The 17997-nt window shown below is 36.5% G+C and carries 16 protein-coding genes; 1 reads left to right on the top strand and 15 read right to left on the bottom strand.

The window, feature by feature from the left end; genetic code table 11:
* Positions 1-65 precede the first annotated feature (65 nt).
* From IV36_RS02540 to IV36_RS02530, 3 genes are read right to left on the bottom strand one after another with little or no spacing between them, the layout of a single operon-like run.
* Positions 66-890: a carbohydrate ABC transporter permease gene (locus tag IV36_RS02540; protein ID WP_010077999.1), complete on the bottom strand. Its 825-nt coding sequence runs from the start codon at positions 888-890 to the stop codon at positions 66-68.
* 12 nt (positions 891-902) lie between these two features.
* A complete protein-coding gene (locus tag IV36_RS02535; protein WP_056990641.1) occupies positions 903-1799 on the bottom strand; it encodes a carbohydrate ABC transporter permease in 897 nt (298 codons plus the stop codon).
* A 13-nt stretch (positions 1800-1812) separates the two neighbouring features.
* The gene (locus IV36_RS02530) at positions 1813-2877 is read right to left on the bottom strand and encodes an ABC transporter ATP-binding protein (RefSeq protein ID WP_056990640.1); all 1065 of its coding nucleotides are present in this window, start codon (positions 2875-2877) and stop codon (positions 1813-1815) included.
* Positions 2878-3481: 604 nt separating this feature from the next.
* Between IV36_RS02530 and IV36_RS02525 the strand changes: the two genes are divergently transcribed.
* Entirely contained in the window at positions 3482-3982 is a 501-nt protein-coding gene (locus IV36_RS02525; RefSeq protein ID WP_082623692.1) for an acyl-CoA thioesterase, read from the top strand.
* 13 nt (positions 3983-3995) lie between these two features.
* Here IV36_RS02525 and IV36_RS12495 read toward each other — a convergent pair whose 3' ends face one another.
* From IV36_RS12495 to recF, 12 genes are all read right to left on the bottom strand, one after another.
* The gene (locus IV36_RS12495; protein ID WP_268872856.1) at positions 3996-4118 is read right to left on the bottom strand and encodes a hypothetical protein; all 123 of its coding nucleotides are present in this window, start codon (positions 4116-4118) and stop codon (positions 3996-3998) included.
* Between the two features lie 259 nt (positions 4119-4377).
* Positions 4378-5670: an adenylosuccinate synthase gene (locus IV36_RS02520; protein WP_010078003.1), complete on the bottom strand. Its 1293-nt coding sequence runs from the start codon at positions 5668-5670 to the stop codon at positions 4378-4380.
* Positions 5671-5984: 314 nt separating this feature from the next.
* Complete coding sequence (dnaB, locus tag IV36_RS02515; RefSeq protein ID WP_056990639.1) at positions 5985-7370, bottom strand: replicative DNA helicase; 1386 nt, start codon at positions 7368-7370, stop codon at positions 5985-5987.
* 32 nt (positions 7371-7402) lie between these two features.
* On the bottom strand, positions 7403-7852 hold the full coding sequence (gene rplI, locus IV36_RS02510) for a 50S ribosomal protein L9 (protein ID WP_056990638.1): 450 nt from the start codon (positions 7850-7852) through the stop codon (positions 7403-7405).
* A gap of 24 nt (positions 7853-7876) precedes the next feature.
* The gene (locus IV36_RS02505) at positions 7877-9880 is read right to left on the bottom strand and encodes a DHH family phosphoesterase (protein ID WP_056990637.1); all 2004 of its coding nucleotides are present in this window, start codon (positions 9878-9880) and stop codon (positions 7877-7879) included.
* A 242-nt stretch (positions 9881-10122) separates the two neighbouring features.
* Positions 10123-10890, bottom strand: a complete 768-nt coding sequence (gene pnuC, locus IV36_RS02500; protein ID WP_056990636.1) for a nicotinamide riboside transporter PnuC — start codon at positions 10888-10890, stop codon at positions 10123-10125.
* Positions 10891-11084: 194 nt separating this feature from the next.
* Positions 11085-11321 (bottom strand): 30S ribosomal protein S18, encoded by a 237-nt coding sequence (gene rpsR, locus IV36_RS02495; RefSeq protein ID WP_010078008.1) that lies wholly within the window; start codon positions 11319-11321, stop codon positions 11085-11087.
* A gap of 20 nt (positions 11322-11341) precedes the next feature.
* Complete coding sequence (gene ssb, locus IV36_RS02490) at positions 11342-11857, bottom strand: single-stranded DNA-binding protein (protein WP_056990635.1); 516 nt, start codon at positions 11855-11857, stop codon at positions 11342-11344.
* A gap of 40 nt (positions 11858-11897) precedes the next feature.
* Complete coding sequence (gene rpsF, locus IV36_RS02485; RefSeq protein WP_056990634.1) at positions 11898-12185, bottom strand: 30S ribosomal protein S6; 288 nt, start codon at positions 12183-12185, stop codon at positions 11898-11900.
* Between the two features lie 191 nt (positions 12186-12376).
* On the bottom strand, positions 12377-14842 hold the full coding sequence (gyrA, locus tag IV36_RS02480; protein WP_056990633.1) for a DNA gyrase subunit A: 2466 nt from the start codon (positions 14840-14842) through the stop codon (positions 12377-12379).
* 42 nt (positions 14843-14884) lie between these two features.
* Entirely contained in the window at positions 14885-16834 is a 1950-nt protein-coding gene (gene gyrB / locus IV36_RS02475; RefSeq protein WP_056990632.1) for a DNA topoisomerase (ATP-hydrolyzing) subunit B, read from the bottom strand.
* Between the two features lie 38 nt (positions 16835-16872).
* A complete protein-coding gene (gene recF / locus IV36_RS02470; RefSeq protein ID WP_056990631.1) occupies positions 16873-17997 on the bottom strand; it encodes a DNA replication/repair protein RecF in 1125 nt (374 codons plus the stop codon).

Genomic DNA, 17997 nt, shown 5'->3' with positions numbered 1-17997 from the left:
ACTACTTTGCTAAAAATTACTATAAGCATTCCCCCTTTCAGGAATCTCTGTTTATTAACTAATATTTAACCTTTTAAACCCGAGCGAGTAACTCCAGCTATAATATATTTTTGCAAAAAAACATATATGACAATCATTGGTATCACAATAATTGTTGATGCTGCCATCAATAGCTGATATTGAGTTCCCGCATCAGTAGTAAATGCACTAAGCCCAACAGGAAGTGTTCTCATTTTATCTGAATTGGTAGCAATCATTGGCCACATAAAAGAGTTCCAGCTTCCAATCATCTCCAAGGTTGCCAATGCTACAATTGTTGATTTTGATAGTGGAACAATTATTCGCCACAGAAAATACCAGTCACTAGTTCCATCAATTTTTGCGGCATAATACAGCTCATCCGGGATAGTCATAAAAGTTTGTCGTAGCGTAAAAACCGCAAAAAAGCTAGCTAACCAAGGAACAATCAAAGCCGCATATGTGTTGATCATCCCTAATTTTGAAAGAGTTACAAAATTAGGAATGATTAACATCTCACTAGGCACCATCATTGTTGCCATGCAAAGAATAAAAATTGTTTTTTTGCCATAAAATTCCAGCCTAGCAAACGCAAAGGCTCCTAGAATCGTGGTAATTATTTGACCGATAGTAGTTACAATCATCACGAAAGTACTATTCAGAAAATATCTTAGAAAAGGAGCCGCATTCCACGCCTTAATAAAATTACCCCATTGTGGATTTTGTGGAATTAAAGTTGGCGGAATCTTAGCAGTTTCAGATCCAGTTTTTAAAGCCGTTACTATCATCCATAAGAAAGGAACAATCATTATTATTCCGCCTAAGGTTAAAATGAAATATAACAATATTTTACTGATACTCTTTTTTGTCATTTGCCCTCTCCCTTACACGTAATGGACATGCCGCTTGCTATACCAAACTTGAATTACTGTGATGATCAGTGTCAATGTAAAAAGAACCACTCCTGCGGCTGCGGCTATTCCGTATTTCCATTCTGTATAGAATTTTTCGTACAAATAAAAAACAAGTGTCAGTGTTGACTTACCCGGCCCTGGATTTCCTCCAAATAATACAAAGATTTGATCAAATACTTTAAACCCACTTATTATGCTGGTAACAGAAACAAGAAATGTCATTGGTGACAAAAGTGGAATTGTGATATATCTGAATCTCTGCCAGGTATTTGCTCCATCAATTTGCGCTACTTGCTCATATCTTTTGTCAATATTGCTTAATCCTGCTAAAAATAAGATTATGTTGAATCCTAATCCTTGCCAGATCGTCATAATTATCAAAGCTGTCATTGCCCAGTGTGGATCATTGAGCCAATCAATTGGTTTTATTCCGAATATTCCCAAAAAAGCGTCTAATAATCCATACTGCGAGTTATAGATCCATTGCCAAATCAACGAAATAGCTACCGTACTAGTTACAAACGGTAAGAAGTATACGGTCTTAAAGAAACCTGCAGCAAAATTTATTTTGTTCAACAAAATAGCTATGACAAGAGCGATTATCACTGACAAGGGAACAACACCGACAACAAAAATAATTGTATTTTTTAAAGCTTCAATAAAATCAGGATCTGTCCATATGGTTACAAAGTTAGAAAGGCCAACTTCACTAACCTTATTTGTATAAAAGTTATATTTCGTATAAAAACTCATTGCGAAAGACATTACGATCGGATAAAGATAGAATGTACCAATAATTATCAACATTGGGGATAAATACAAAAAGGCAATTAGCGTCGATTTTGCTGATGGTTTTTGTTTGATCACAAGCTGTACCTCCCTAAACTGATGTAGCGTTCCAAATGACCTCTTTTTCGCTGTTAGCAATAAACACTCCATTTGTCCTCAACGTAAATTCAAGTATTTGTTGTTTTTCTAACAAATCACGTTCTTTAAAACCCGTTACCATTAACTCTTGCCCTTGAACATCTAGCCTAACAAACATTTCATGCCCATATCTTTGAACTGATACTACTTTTCCTTGCAGCTTTACACCAAGATGTTCTTGATGATCTCTAATGGGCACAATACTTTCTGCTCGTATTAACAGTGTCTCCGCTTTTTCATTAATAGTCATAGGTATAATTGGAGAGAAGTCCTGCCTTAATATGCTAAATGGTATTTTATTAATAACGGGATTTCCTATGAAACTCGCCACAAACAAATTATCTGGATAATCATAAATGGTGTTCGGATCAGCAAATTGTTGTATTTGTCCATTATCTAAAACCATAATGTAATCTGAAATATGCATCGCTTCATCTTGATCGTGAGTTACAAAGACAGTTGTTACTCCAGTTTGCTTTTGTATTCTTCTAATTTCTTCCCGCATCTCTACGCGTAAACGAGCATCTAAATTAGATAAGGGTTCATCTAACAATAAAATACTTGGTTCCTTAGCCAGTGCTCTTGCAATTGCTACACGCTGCTGTTGTCCTCCTGAAAGTTCTCCGGGATATTTAGTAAGCTCATTCTCAACATGTACTAACCGTGCAAGATTTTCACCGCGTTCGTTTCGCTTCTTTTTGTCTATTTTCTTCATTTTTAGAGGAAAGCAAATATTTTCTAAAACTGTCATGTGTGGGTATAAGGCATAATTCTGGAAAACCATTCCTACTTTTCGTGCTAGCGCATCTTTTTTAGTAACATCTTGCTCACCAAAAAATATTTTTCCAGCTGTTGGCTGTAACAACCCGCTTATTAAATTCAATGTTGTTGATTTGCCACATCCACTCGGACCTAGCAGACAAGTCAATTTACCTTTGGGAATAACAAAGCGCAAATCATGTAATACTTCATTTTTATGTTCATATGCTAATGAGACATTTTCAAATTTAACATCCATTGTGTCGCTCCTTTCAGGTTTCTGGGTTATCTAACCTAAATTACCCCAGGAGATGAAGTATACACTTTCTACTTTTGGCTATCCCCCATTATTTTGTAAATTTTTCGTATAACATAGGTAAAATTAAAGAAAACAATATGTTTACATAATAAAAAGAACTACTTCTGCCTTCTGAGAAATACATTCAAAGTTAAAATTTTCACTCTAGCTTTGGAGTGCATCTCATTTTTATGAAGCAATTTCTTTTATTCAACGTTCCACGTGAAACTTTTTGACTCTCGTTGCTGTTTTAATAGCTTTACTTGTTAAAATTTTACTTTATTTGTTTACTCAAACCAGTAAACTTTCTTTTTTTGTACAGTATGCACAGGGATTACGTTCTTTTCGTTCTCTACTTTGACAGACAGTTCAAAATTTATAAAAAAGGCAAGGTAGAAAGTTCTTGAAATTCAAGAACTTTCTACCTTGCCTTTTTTATTCCTTTAAATTGGTAAATAACAAAATTTTCATATTGTAGACTACTACCCTATATAAAACATGGGTTGAATTATTTTCTAAATTGAGTGAAGATATTACTATATTAAATTTAAAAGAGGTTATTTCATTGACTAACAAATCTTCCATATATTGCTCTCAAACTATTACAATAACGGAACATCGCGTCTTAACAAACGATTTAAATGAACACAAGACCGTCTTTGGAGGACGCCTTCTCGAGCTTCTTGATGGGACAGCGTCAATATCAGCAGCAAGAACTGCTCACAACAGCACAGTCACTGCTGCTATCAATCAATTCAACTTCATTGCTCCAGTAAAACTAGATGATGCATTAATCATCAAGAGTTATGTAAGCGGCATTGGTAATAGTTCAATTGAAGTCTTCGCAAAAATCATTGGTGAACATCTAAATTCTGGGGAACGTTTCTTGGTAGCAACTTCCTTTTTAACGTTTGTCATTACTAATAAAGAAATCAAGCTCCCAACTCTCATACCACAATCTCCAGAAGAAATTACAGTTTGTAACTCATATCCTCAACGACGCGCCGAACACAAGAAGGAGGCACTCACTTTTAAAACGATTACTGACTCTCTTTCACTAGACTAACCAAAATAAGTAATTAAACATCCGATTCCTGTTTCTTAACAACCTGAATTAGAAAAGCAACAGCTTCTTCATATGTACAAGCTCGCTGTTTCATTACTTCTTTAATTGTCGACTCTGTATCAACTTTATAAACCATTTTTACGACCTCTCAATCAAACTGGTATTCATCATTTCACTCTTAACATTCTATACCGTTTAAAACAAAAAAACGAGAACAAAGTATTTTCAGGTAAAATAATTTTAACTGGTTTTTAAGCAGTATAAGCAGCTGATAATTGATCTTTGAACCTTATCTTATGAGCTTTAATAATAAAATAAAAAGCAATAGCCTATGACAGGGTCTTAACTGCATAAAAGGCTTTTGCTTTTTTATTGTTCTATCTATTTACTTTAAATTATATTTTTGCCCAAATGTTATCCAATACATTCGTCTGTTTACGATCTGGTCCAACTGAAAAAGTTGAGATTTTTACTCCAACCAACTCTTCAATGCGGTGAATATACTTTCTTACATTCTCAGGTAGATCCTCGAGTCTCTTACACTGTGTAATATCCTCACTCCAGCCTGGTAATGTTTCGTATACTGGTTTGCACTGAGCTAATTGTTTCAAACTGGCTGGATAATGATAAATCCTTTTTCCATCTAACTCATATGCCGTACAGATCTTTATCTCATCCAACCCCGTCAGTACATCAACACAGTTCAAACATAAATTAGTCAGTCCTGAAACTCGTTTTGCATGACGCATTACAACGCTGTCAAACCATCCAATTCTACGTGGTCTCTTTGTAACAGTTCCATATTCGTGACCTGCTTCACGGATAAAGTCACCAGTATCATTAGCTAACTCTGTAGGAAATGGTCCATCCCCAACACGAGAGGTATATGCTTTGCACACACCAACGACTTTATCAATCTTTGAAGGACCAACGCCACTACCAATTGTTACACCACCGGCAACAGGATTTGAAGATGTTACAAAAGGATATGTACCTTGATCAATATCTAGCATTACCCCTTGTGCACCTTCAAACAACACGCGTTTTCCACTATCTAAAGCATCATTCAAGACAACCGATGTATCAGTAACATTATCTTTAAACTGCTGACCATATTCGTAGTATTGTTCAAATATATCTTCAAACTTCAAAGGTTCAACTTCATAAAATTTAACAAATTCTCGATTCTTTTCTTCAAGATTATGACGCAATTTTTCTTCAAAGATTTCTTTATCCAAGAGATCAGCAACACGAATACCTACACGTGCTGCTTTATCCATGTAAGCTGGTCCGATTCCTTTATTTGTTGTCCCAATCTTTTGATCTTTCTTTGCCTTTTCTTGCAAACCATCCAAAAGAATATGGTAAGGTAAAATAACATGTGCACGATCAGAAATACGCAAATTAGAAGTTGAAATTCCTCGTTCTTTTAAATATGCCAATTCTTCAACTAATGACTTAGGATTTAATACAACGCCATTACCTATCACACTAATTTTTGATTCATAGAATATGCCTGATGGAATCAAGCGTAACTTGTACGTTTCCCCATTAAAAACAATCGTATGACCTGCGTTATCTCCACCTTGGTATCTTGCTATAACTTCTGCGTTACGACTCAGAAAATCTGTAATCTTCCCTTTTCCTTCATCGCCCCATTGACTACCTACAACAACTACTGATGACATTTTTTTCACCTCATAAAATGATTTGAATATCTTTCTTTTGTACCATCAACCTCGATAATTGTATCAGTAGCAGTCCTATATTTCAAGTAAATTCCGAATATTATTATTATTAAACATTGCTGATTAGATTAATAACGAACTTTAACTACATAAAAACATAAACCTTTGAGTACTAATTCATAATTACAATTGGAATCTTTTCTTATGATAGATAATTCAGACAATATTATACACACAAAAAAAGGAGATAACCTCAAATTAATTGGCCATCTTCCTATCGATACATATACTCTATAATCATTTTCTTACAATTACTACCCTTGCGTTGGAATATAAGATACAGATGAAAATTTATTATATGATTTCACAAATAATAACTTAACTGTTCCACGGGCTCCAGAACGGTTCTTTTCGATAATAACCTCAACTTCACCAACATCTTGTGCAGCTTCATCTCGTTTTTCATCTTCATCCCCGTCTGAGTCTGACCGCTCATAATAATCATCACGATATAAAAAGGCAACAATATCTGCATCCTGTTCAATCGAACCTGACTCTCTTATATCGGATAAGACTGGTCTTTTATCCTGCCGTTGTTCAACACCACGTGATAACTGTGATAAAGCAATAATTGGTACAGATAGTTCCTTAGCTAGCTTCTTTAACTGCCGCGAAATCTCTGAGACTTCTTGTTGTCGGCTTTCTTTATTAGAACCCTCGATTAACTGCAAATAATCTACTACAATTAACCCTAGGTCTCCTTTTTCTTTCGCCAATCTTCGACATTTCGCCCGAATTTCTGCCATTTTAATACCAGGAGTATCATCAATATAGATAGAAGCCTGTGACAAGGAGCCCATAGCCACAACTAACTTTTGCCACTCATCATCTTCGAGTTGCCCTGTTCTTAAATGGTTAGCATTGATACTCCCCTCAGCACACAGCATTCTATTAACTAATGATTCAGCACTCATTTCTAATGAAAAAATGGCTACTGTACTGTCCGTTTTTGTTCCGATATTTTGTGCAATATTTAAAGCAAAAGCAGTCTTACCGACGGCTGGTCGAGCAGCCAAAATAATTAAGTTATCCGGTTGCAATCCAGCAGTCATCTTGTCAAGATCAGGATATCCAGTTGGTAAACCTGTTACTTCCTCATCCTGCTGATAAAGTCTATCAATTTCCTCCATAGTGCTGTTTAACACATCGTTGATTGGCTTAAAGCCAGTTCGATTTCTACGTTCAGAAACTTCCATAATTTGACGTTCAGCATCATCTAATAATGATGGGACATCATCATCTTGCGAATAAGTTTGCGTAACAATATTGGTAGCAGTTGCTATCAGTCTTCTCAACAATGCTTTTTCTTCGACAATTTTTGCATAATATGCAACATTTGCCGCCGTTGGAACTGCCGCAGCAAGCTCCGCAATATATGCAACCCCGCCAACGTCGTCAACTTGTTGGTTCGAAGTTAAATAGTTATTAATTGTAATAACATCAATGACCTCATCTTGGTTATTCAAATCAATCATTGCTTGAAAGATGATTTGATGCGCTCTTTTGTAGAAGTCTTCTGGTTGTAAATATTCCATTGCTTCTATAAGAGCCTCTGAACGCAAAAAGACTGCACCCAAAACGGCTTGTTCAGCCCCTACATTCTGAGGAGGCAAATGATCAATCAACTCTTCATTGCTCATAATCCATTCACCTTTCACCCGTTAAAATTAATTTATTGTTCTGTAATGTGTACTCTAATTTTTGCCGTAACCTTGTTGTGCAGCTTAACTGGTATGTTGGTGTACCCGAGTGTCTTGATTGGTTCATTAAGCTCCATTTTTCTCTTATCAATCTTCAAGGAATACTGTTGAGCGAGTGCTTGGGCTACTTGCTTACTTGTAATTGAACCAAATAAACGTCCATCTTCACCTGCTTTGGCCTTCATTTCAACAACCATTTCACCAGACTCTAGTTTTTGCTTCAATTCTTTTGCTTCCGCAAAAACTTCGGCTTCTCGCTTTTCTTCAGCTTTTTGTTGCCCTTTAAGCTGGCTCATTGCTTGAGCAGTTGCCACCTTAGCCTTGTTTCCCTTAATCAAGAAATTTGCGTAACCATCTGGAATCTCTTTAATTTCTCCGCGTCTGCCTTTGCCTCTTACATCTTGTAAAAAAATAACTTTCATAACTTAAACCTCCAAAAATTAATACTAGCTGTTTTCTTCAATTGCTCTTAATAATTCTTCTTTTGCGACATCAATCGAGACATCCTTTAATTGCGTTGCGGCATTCGAAAGGTGTCCGCCGCCGCCAAGTTCTTCCATCACAACTTGGACGTTTGCCTTACCATTACTTCGTGCAGAGATCCCTATCTTCTCATCAGAACGTCTAGTAACGACATATGATGCTTCTACACCACTTACATTCAGTAACGCATCAGCAGCCTGTGCAGCAATAACCGAATCATATATCTTATCTTTTTCACCAACACAAAGTGCGACCCTATTACCGATAAATTCTACACGATCGATTAAATGATTTCTCTGCAAGAAATTATCAACTTTTTCTTTCATAAAGTGCTGTGCCATCGCCGAATCAGCACCAACTGAACGTAAATAACTTGCCGCATCAAACGTTCTTGTTCCCGTACGCAAAGTAAATGACTTTGTATCAATTATTATTCCGGTCAACATTGCCGTGGCCTCTATCTTATTAATAGGCTCGCTATCACGTGACTGGTATTCAAACATTTCTGTGATTAATTCACATGTCGAAGATGCGTATGGTTCAATATAAACTAAAATAGGATTTTCTGGAAATTCCTCACCACGCCTATGGTGATCAATCACCATCATTCGATTGGCCAACTTTTTATATAGCTCTGGACTGGTCGAGATTGAGGGCTTGGAATGATCAACCATTATTAATAAACTCTGCTTCGTTGCTTTTTCAAGAGCCTCCTCAACTGAAATAACTGTTCCCTTTATTTCAGGATACTGTGAGAGTTCATCCATTAATCTGGTTACATCTGAATGTAATTTCTCATTATCAAGAACAATCCAACACTTCTTTTGGTTCATAGCGGCTATTCTGCGTAATCCTAAGCATGCACCTATCGAGTCCATGTCAGGATATTTATGTCCCATAACAAAAACCTGATCTGTTTGACTCATGAGTTCTTGCAAGGCCTGAGCTATCATTCTAGCTCTAACCCTAGTTCTTTTCTCCATCGGATTTGTTTTTCCACCATAAAAGCGTGCCTGACCTTCAGGAGCTTTGACCACAACCTGGTCTCCACCCCTTCCTAGGGCAAGATCCAAGTTATTCTGTGCAGCTTTCGAGAGAAGCGCCAAATCATCTTCACCATAAGAAATTCCCATACTCAAAGTCAGAGGAAGATTTTGTTTGGATGTCCTCTCACGAATCCTATCCAAAATTTTAAATCTGTCTTCTTCCAATTTTTCTAAGACACTTGTATAGGCTAAGATAAAGAAATGATCATCATCTATTCTCTTTAAATACATCTGGTACTTTTTTGCCCAATTTGAAAGTTCATTTGTTACATAATTACTAATATTTGAAACGTTTTTATCATTCATCGTCTGGGTCACTTCATCGTAGTTATCAATAAAGATCTGCCCAATCACCACATCAGTATCTTTGTCATGCTGCTCGATTTTTGCATAACGCGTAATATCCATTAAGTATACCGCATGAATATCATTTTCGATTAACATTTGGAATCGATAATCACCCCACGAAACCTCGACGGGCTTTTTCTCTGCACCGTACTTCTCTACCACTGTTGCCAATTCTTTATCTACAGCAGATAAAGCTTTACCTAGTATTTCTTCCTGACCAAAATACTTCTGCAGATAAGGATTGACCCATTCAATCTCATTTTCTCCATTCAAAAACATGATCCCAACCGGCATCTTTATTAAGGACTCTTGTTCTCCTCTTTTTATACGATATGACAAGTCCGAAATATATTCAGTGGTATCCTCAGTAATTGCTTTCAAAACAAAAAAAGAAACAATACTAGTTATCAAAACAAGTATAGCTATTATGATTCCTAGAACCCAGCTGACTGCAAATGACATTGCCACACAAAACAGAGATATCGTTAATATGAATATCGCAATAATACGCAATTTTTCATTTTTCATGAATGAAGGGAAATGAAAAAAATCCCTTGAAAAAAGCTGTTTCAAAATGTTCTCCCCATTCCTAGAAGTATTTTCAAAATTAAATTAAATCTCATAAAAAATCTTACTGCTTGAAAACACACATTGCCCTGTACACTCTGTTCCCTATTTTATCACAAACACAACTGAGATACACATTCTAGGAGAAATGAACTTATTATCCTGATCAATTATTGATTTCAAATAAAAAAAAGAAAATGACAATAATTTTACTCTGCCATAATCCCTTTTTTCATTATAAAAATGTTTTATTTAATTTGCGCTGTAGTTTTGAACCAGCCACGTTTACTAAAGAATGCATACATATCATTCAAGAAAAATATTCCATAGCTGAAAATAAGTGCGAAGTTACCATCACCTTGCAGCATCGTTTGCATCCACAATGCAATTGTGAAAACAGAGCTTATAGTCCAAACAAAGTACTGTTCACGTTTACGATTTAACTCTAATAAAGAACCAGTAATAGCCATAGCCAAGTTCAAACTATCCAAAAAGACACGCGGATCGTTGGTCATGCTAAAGATATAATAGATAACACCCCACGCCACAATAAAGAATAGAATATAATAAATCCAATCTTTGATGTTCTCAAATTTTTCAGCTTGAATATCATCATTCCATTTTGGATCGAGAATACAAAAAATATCAAGAAAAATTAAATATCCAATCTGTTCCCAAGCCGTTGCATAATTTCCAGCCATGAACCCGACACTTGCTATACAGACAGCACTTAATGCTCCGGCCCAACCCTGAATTCCCGAGCGGTTAGAGATGCCTATGACGCAAGCAACCGATAAATTGCCTCCGACAAATGATAGAATCGATTGTGTAGGGGCACTACTAAATGATTGCAATAATGAAAATACCTGCAATACAAAATTAAATAAAAGAAGACCATAACTGAACTTACCCCAGCCTTTGCACTGATTTAATAACCAGCTAAAATAATTACTCCTAAAAACATTCTTCGAATACTTCGGTAAATTTGATAAAACATCCACATAACGATTAAACATGTTTCCATCCCTTTTTAGTAGTTTTGACACCTTTTTTTGAAAAAAAGATCTGAGAATATTTTACCACATTCTCAGGTCCATTAATACTACATATTGAATTAATTTTAATATAGCACACTATATATTGTTATTAATTTGAATATTGTACCTTTTTTTCACAAAAAAAAGATGCGGACCAGCCACATCTTTAATTTTTAATCTTCTGTTACGAATGGTAAAAGACCCATGATACGTGCACGTTTGATTGCAATTGTCAAACGACGTTGGTTCTTTGCACTAGTTCCAGTTACTCGACGAGGTAAAATCTTACCACGCTCAGAAACAAAGCGTTTCAAAAGATCAGTATCTTTATAATCAATATAATCAATATGGTTTGCTGCAATAAAGTCTACCTTACGGCGACGGCGGCCACCTCTACGTTGTTGTGCCATTATTTTCCCTCCTTGCTATCCTAAAATGGCAAGTCATCATCTGAGATATCAATCTGTTTCCCATTGCTAGCAAACGGATCAGCATCATTTGTGTTATTAGATGAATTATTGTTATTCATCATATTACCAAATGGATTATCTCCTGAATTTGACTTTGCTCCTTGCGAAGGACTAGAACTTTGTGAGTTATTATTACTTTGTTGACGTTCAGATTGTGAACGTGATTCGAGTAACGAGAAACTATCAACGATAACTTCTGTAACATAGACCCTATTTCCCTGTTGGTTCTCATAAGACCTAGTTTGAATACGTCCCTCTACACCTATTAAAGATCCCTTATGTGTAAAATTCGCAAAATTTTCCGCAGCCTTGCGCCAAATGACACAATTAATAAAATCTGCCTCACGTTCACCTTGTTGGTTCGTGAATTGGCGATTTACAGCGACGGTGAATGTTGCAACAGCGGCACCGCTAGAGGTATAACGCAAATCAGGATCTCTTGTTAATCGACCTACAAGTATAGCTCTATTAATCAAAGTTCTACTCCCCCTCTACAAAAAATATTTATTTTCTTAATTAAGCTTCACGTTTAACGATCATATGACGTAAGATTGCATCATTGATCTTTGCAAGACGATCAAATTCATCGATTGCTACGGCATCATCAGCTTTAGCATTTACAATATGGTATGTTCCTTCTGTAAAACCACCGATTTCGTATGCAAAACGACGCTTAGACCAGTCTTTTGAGTTTACGATTTCAGCACCATTATCCTTCAAGATACTGTCGAAACGATCAACCAATGTAGCCTTAGCAGCTTCATCAATTGCTGGGCTGATAATATAAGTAATTTCGTATGTCATGACTGTTTACACCTCCTTATGGACTTTTGGTTCTTAATTCAGTTAAGAACAAGGAAAGTAATCTAATGCTATTTCTAGTTAGATACTAACGAACAAACATTATATCATTTATAAAATAATATTACAAGGTACTTAAATTTCTATCACTGCCCATATTTTTAAATACGCAAAATTTTTAATTCTGTCAAATATTATTTTTGTTCCTCTTGTTCCCCTTCGTCAAGTTCTTCTGGTGCGACTTTTGCCATTGTTGAAACAAATGCACCTTCTTCAACTCTGATAAGGTGAACACCTAATGTTGCCCTTCCAGTTTCAGAAACACTGTCAATATTAAATCTGATCATAACACCCTTATTTGTGATTAACATAATGTCTTCAGTACCATTAACTGTTGTTAGTCCCGCAACTGGTCCATTCTTTTCAGTTACATTAGAGGTTTTTATTCCCTTACCTCCTCGACCTTTTATTGGGTACTCTGAAGCCAATGTTTGTTTACCGAACCCATTCTCACTAATTACAAAAACATGACTGTCTGGGTATAAAATATCTGCACCAACTACATAATCATTTTCTCTTAGGCGAATGCCTCTGACACCTGCAGCCAATCTTCCCATCGATCTGACATCTTTTTCAGAGAAACTAACAGCATATCCCAAATGCGTTCCGATTATAATATTTTTGTTTCCGTCAGTAATCAGGACACTAATTAATTCATCGTTTTCCTTTAGCGTAATTGCCCTTAAGCCATTACTTCTAATATTTGAAAATTCACTAACTGCTGTACGCTTCGAAATTCCTAGTCGTGTAGTAAAGAACAAGTATAGTTCCTTTGTCTTCATATCGCGGGAAATATTTATGACTGCCTGTACCTTTTCACCTGAATCTATACCAAGCAAATTGATAACCGGTATTCCCTTTGCAGTACGTCCATATTCAGGAATTTCGTAACCCTTCATCCGATAGACTTTCCCCATATTCGTAAAGAACAAAAGCTCATCGTGCGTAGAAGTATTAACTAAGTGCTCAATGAAGTCGTCATCATGGACTCCCATTCCTTGGACACCTCTACCGCCTCGGCGTTGTGCCTTAAATTCACTCGTTGCCACTCGCTTGATATAGCCATTATGGGTGAGTGCTATCACAACATCTTCTTCTTCGATCAGATCTTCATCTTCAATGCTGAGTACTTCCCCAACTAATAATTCGGTTCTGCGCTTATCGCCATATTTTTCTTGGATTTCTAGCAACTCCTGATAGATAATCTCATCAATTCTTTCAGTATGTGCAAGAATATCTTTATAATCCGCAATAGCTTCAAGAAGTTTGTTGTACTCATCTTCTATCTTCTCGCGTTCCAAGCCTGTTAAACGAACTAAACGCATATCCAAAATAGCTTGTGCTTGCTTGTCAGACAACTGATAGCCCTCAATCAGCTTAGCCTTAGCAACTTCTCCACTCTTAGAACTACGAATAATGTGAATAATTTCATCAATATGATCAAGCGCTATTCTTAAACCTTCCAAAATATGCGCTCTCGCTTGGGCTTTTTTTAACTCAAATTCAGTTCTGCGCCTGATAACTATCTCCTGGTGTTCAAGATAATACTTTAAAATTTGCTTTAAGCTAAGAATTTTAGGCGTTCCCTTAACAATCGCAAGCATATTAAAACCGAAAGTAGTTTGCATCAGTGTTAATTTATATAAATTATTTAAAATTACAGATGCACTCATATCTCGTCTAACATCTATCGAAATTCGCATTCCTTCTCGATCAGATTCATCACGAATATCCGTAATTCCCTCAATCTTTTTATCACGCGCCAATTCCGCAATTCTTTCAATCAGCTTTGCCTTATTGACCATATATGGTAACTCATTAATAATGATTTGTTCACGGCCGTTCGCTGACTCTTCAATTTCAACCTTGGCTCTAATTGTAACGGTTCCCTTGCCTGTTTCATAAGCTTTGCGAATTCCAGATTTACCTAGGACAATCCCACCTGTAGGAAAATCAGGACCTTTTATTGCTTCCATCAAATCAGCCGTTGTTGCTTCAGGATTCTTCATTAAAATATGTAATCCGGAAATTACTTCTGCCAAATTATGAGGTGGAATATTAGTAGTCATCCCCACCGCAATTCCTGTAGCACCGTTGACCAATAAGTTCGGAAATCTTGCTGGGAGCACCACAGGTTCCCTTTCTGAACCATCATAATTTTCTGTAAAATCAATGGTGTTTTTATTAATATCACGCAACATTTCTGTAGCTATTTTACTCATGCGCGCTTCTGTGTAACGCATTGCAGCGGCACCATCACCATCAACAGACCCGAAATTACCATGCCCATCAACAAGCATATATCTATAACTGAAGTCTTGCGCCATTCTGACCATTGACTCGTAAATTGCAGAATCGCCATGAGGATGGTACTTCCCCATAACATCCCCTACAATTCTTGCAGACTTTTTATACGGTTTATCAGGAGTTACCCCTAACTCATTCATACCATATAAGATTCTGCGATGGACTGGTTTTAATCCATCACGCACATCTGGCAATGCACGAGCAACGATAACACTCATTGCATATTCCATAAAAGATTTTCGCATAATTCCAGACAAATCAGAATCTTTAATTCTATTTGGAAGATCTACCAACGTCTATCCCTCCTAATTTCTCAAATATTTCCGAGGAAATATCTATACATCCAAGTTATCGACAAAGGTTGCATTTGCTTCAATAAATTCACGTCTTGGTTCAACCTTGTCCCCCATCAACATCTCAAATACTCCATTTGCTTCTTCGGCATCCTCAAGTTTAACTCTTAACAAACGTCTATTTTCTGGATTCATAGTTGTTTCCCATAGCTGCTCAGCATCCATTTCACCCAAACCTTTGTATCGCTGAATAACTGGTTTTGGTGATGGTGGCAACTGTCCTAAGACTTCATCAAGTTCAGCATCTGTATCAATATATCTAATTAATTTTCCCTGTCTTACTTGATACAATGGCGGCTGGGCAATGTAAACGAATCCCTTGTCAATCATAGGACGCATAAATCTGTAGAAAAGCGTTAATAACAAGGTCCGGATATGTGCTCCATCGACATCGGCATCTGTCATAATTATCAACTTATGATAATTAGCTTTTTCAACGTCAAATTCTTGACCAAATCCTGTCCCCAAAGCTGTGAATAGCGATCTGATCTCTTCATTGGCTAAAATTCTATCCAAAGTTGCTTTTTCAACATTCAAAATCTTACCTCTGATAGGCAAAATTGCTTGTGTTAATCTTGAACGACCTTGTTTTGCTGAACCACCAGCAGAATCACCCTCGACTATAAATAATTCTGAAATTTCGGGATCCTTACTTGTATTGTCGGCCAACTTTCCAGGTAAATTACTGATTTCCAAACCATTCTTTTTCCTAGTAACTTCACGCGCACGTTTTGCAGCAATTCTCGCCTTGGAAGCCAATAATCCCTTGTCTACAACCCTTTTAGCAATTGCTGGGTTTTCCATCATAAATTTAGAAAAATGTTCAGCAAACATTCTATCCGTGACCGTTCTTGCATCCGAATTACCTAATTTAGTTTTTGTCTGTCCCTCAAACTGTGGATCAGGATGTTTAATGCTGACAACGGCTGTTAATCCTTCGCGTACATCTTCTCCGGAAAGGTTGTCTTCATTTTCCTTCATCATTCCACTCTTGCGTGCATAATCATTGATCACCCTAGTCAATGCCGTCTTAAATCCAGCTTCATGGGTTCCACCTTCATATGTGTGAATGTTATTGGTAAACGTCATCAAATTAGAATGAAAGTCATCAGTGTATTGCAGAGCTACTTCAACTATAATGCCCTTTTGCTCACCTTCTACATAAATAGGTTCATCAAATAAGACATCTTTTCCCTTATTTAAAAATTCAACATAGTGCTTAATCCCACCAACATAATGAAATTCTTTTGTTTTAGGATTTTCAACACGTTTATCTGTGATCGTAATTTTTAATCCCTTGTTCAAGAATGCAAGTTCTCTAATTCTTGTGGTTAATATCTTACTATCATAAACAGTTGTTTCCACAAAAATATCTGGATCTGGTAAGAAATGAACTTTCGTGCCATGTTCATGCTCACCACATTCACCAATGATCCTCATTTCATGATTTACTTTTCCGCGTTTAAAATCAATTGCATAGACTTTACCGTTTTTCTTAACTTCAACATCCAAGGTCGTAGACAAAGCATTTACGACAGAAGCCCCCACTCCATGAAGACCACCTGAAACTTTATATCCACCACCGCCAAATTTTCCGCCGGCATGCAAAATAGTATAAACTGTCTCAAGCGCTGGTCTGCCTGTTTTTGCCTGTATATCTACTGGTATTCCTCTACCATTATCAACAACTGTTATACTATTGTCACTCTCAATAGTTACATTAATTTCATCGGCAAAGCCTGCTAACGCCTCATCAATACCATTATCAATGATTTCCCATACCAAATGGTGCAGTCCTTGTGAACTTGTTGAGCCAATGTACATTCCCGGACGTTTTCTTACAGCTTCGAGTCCTTCCAGCACTTGGATTTGACTAGCATCATATTTTTTTGCCTGCTCTTCTTTGACCTCTTCCATTTCCTTATCTGTCAACTTTAATCCCCTCCAGCTATTCATCTACAAAAATGTCATTATCTAAATTCTTCCGCTGTTATCTTCCCCGCGTTAATCCTGAATACCTTAGGATCTTTTATTAACTTTCTTGTTATTTCACTCATACTAGGTGTTGTTAAGAAAGTTTGAACTCTATCTTGGATTGCCCGCAATAATTGCGTTTGTCGAGCTCCATCAAGTTCCGATAAGACATCATCCAACAATAAAATCGGATATTCATCCGTTTCATTTTTCATTACATCAATCTCTGCTAATTTTACGGCCAGTGCGGTCGTCCTCTGCTGTCCCTGCGAGCCAAAAACTTGAACATTTTTTTTGTTAATCAAAAATTGAACATCATCTCTGTGTGGTCCATACAAGGTTGAACCTTGAAATATTTCTTTATTTTGATTGCTTTGATACAGTTTTTTTAAGTCAGCATATATTTGTTTAACATCTTTTTTATAAACATCTTCTACACTAGTTTCATATTTGAAATTAAGTTCTTCTTTTTCTTCCGTTATCTGTGCTTGAACAATTTGGGCATACTCCTCAAGTTCACTTAAAAAAATAATTCTCTTTGCAATAATTTCTGCTCCAAATGCTGCAAGCTGATCAGAAAGAACCTCCAACAAAACTAAATCTTTTGCTTGTTTCAGCTGAAGTTGCTTCAAATAATGATTTCTTTGTTTTAAAAGTACGCGATACTGACTCAAATTATATAAATAATGCGCATCAATTTGCCCAAACTCCATGTCAATAAATTTTCGCCTTACCGCTGGTGATCCTTTGACAATTGCTAAGTCCTCTGGAGCAAATAAAATAACATTCATCTGACCGATATATTGCGATAACTTCGCTTGTTCTAAGTGATTTACTTTTGCCTTTTTCCCTTTTTTCCCCAAAAAAAGTTCGAGTTTCAACTTGCTTAATTTTCGTTCCAATGTTCCTTGAATCAATGCTTCATCTTCCGCAAAATTCACCAATTCCCGCTCATTATTTGTTCGGTGACTTCTTGCCATTGCTAAAACATAGATTGCTTCAAGGAGATTCGTCTTCCCCTGTGCATTCTCACCAATCAATACATTAATTTGCGGTGAAAACTCTAAATCTACATCACAATAGTTGCGAAAATTTTTCAGTAACAATTCTTTTAAGTACAT

The sequence above is a fragment of the Liquorilactobacillus mali genome, assembly GCF_001437155.1.
Taxonomy (GTDB): domain Bacteria; phylum Bacillota; class Bacilli; order Lactobacillales; family Lactobacillaceae; genus Liquorilactobacillus; species Liquorilactobacillus mali_A.
The sequence above is the reverse complement of the archived record's forward strand: the minus strand, read 5'-3'. Positions and strand labels throughout refer to the sequence as shown.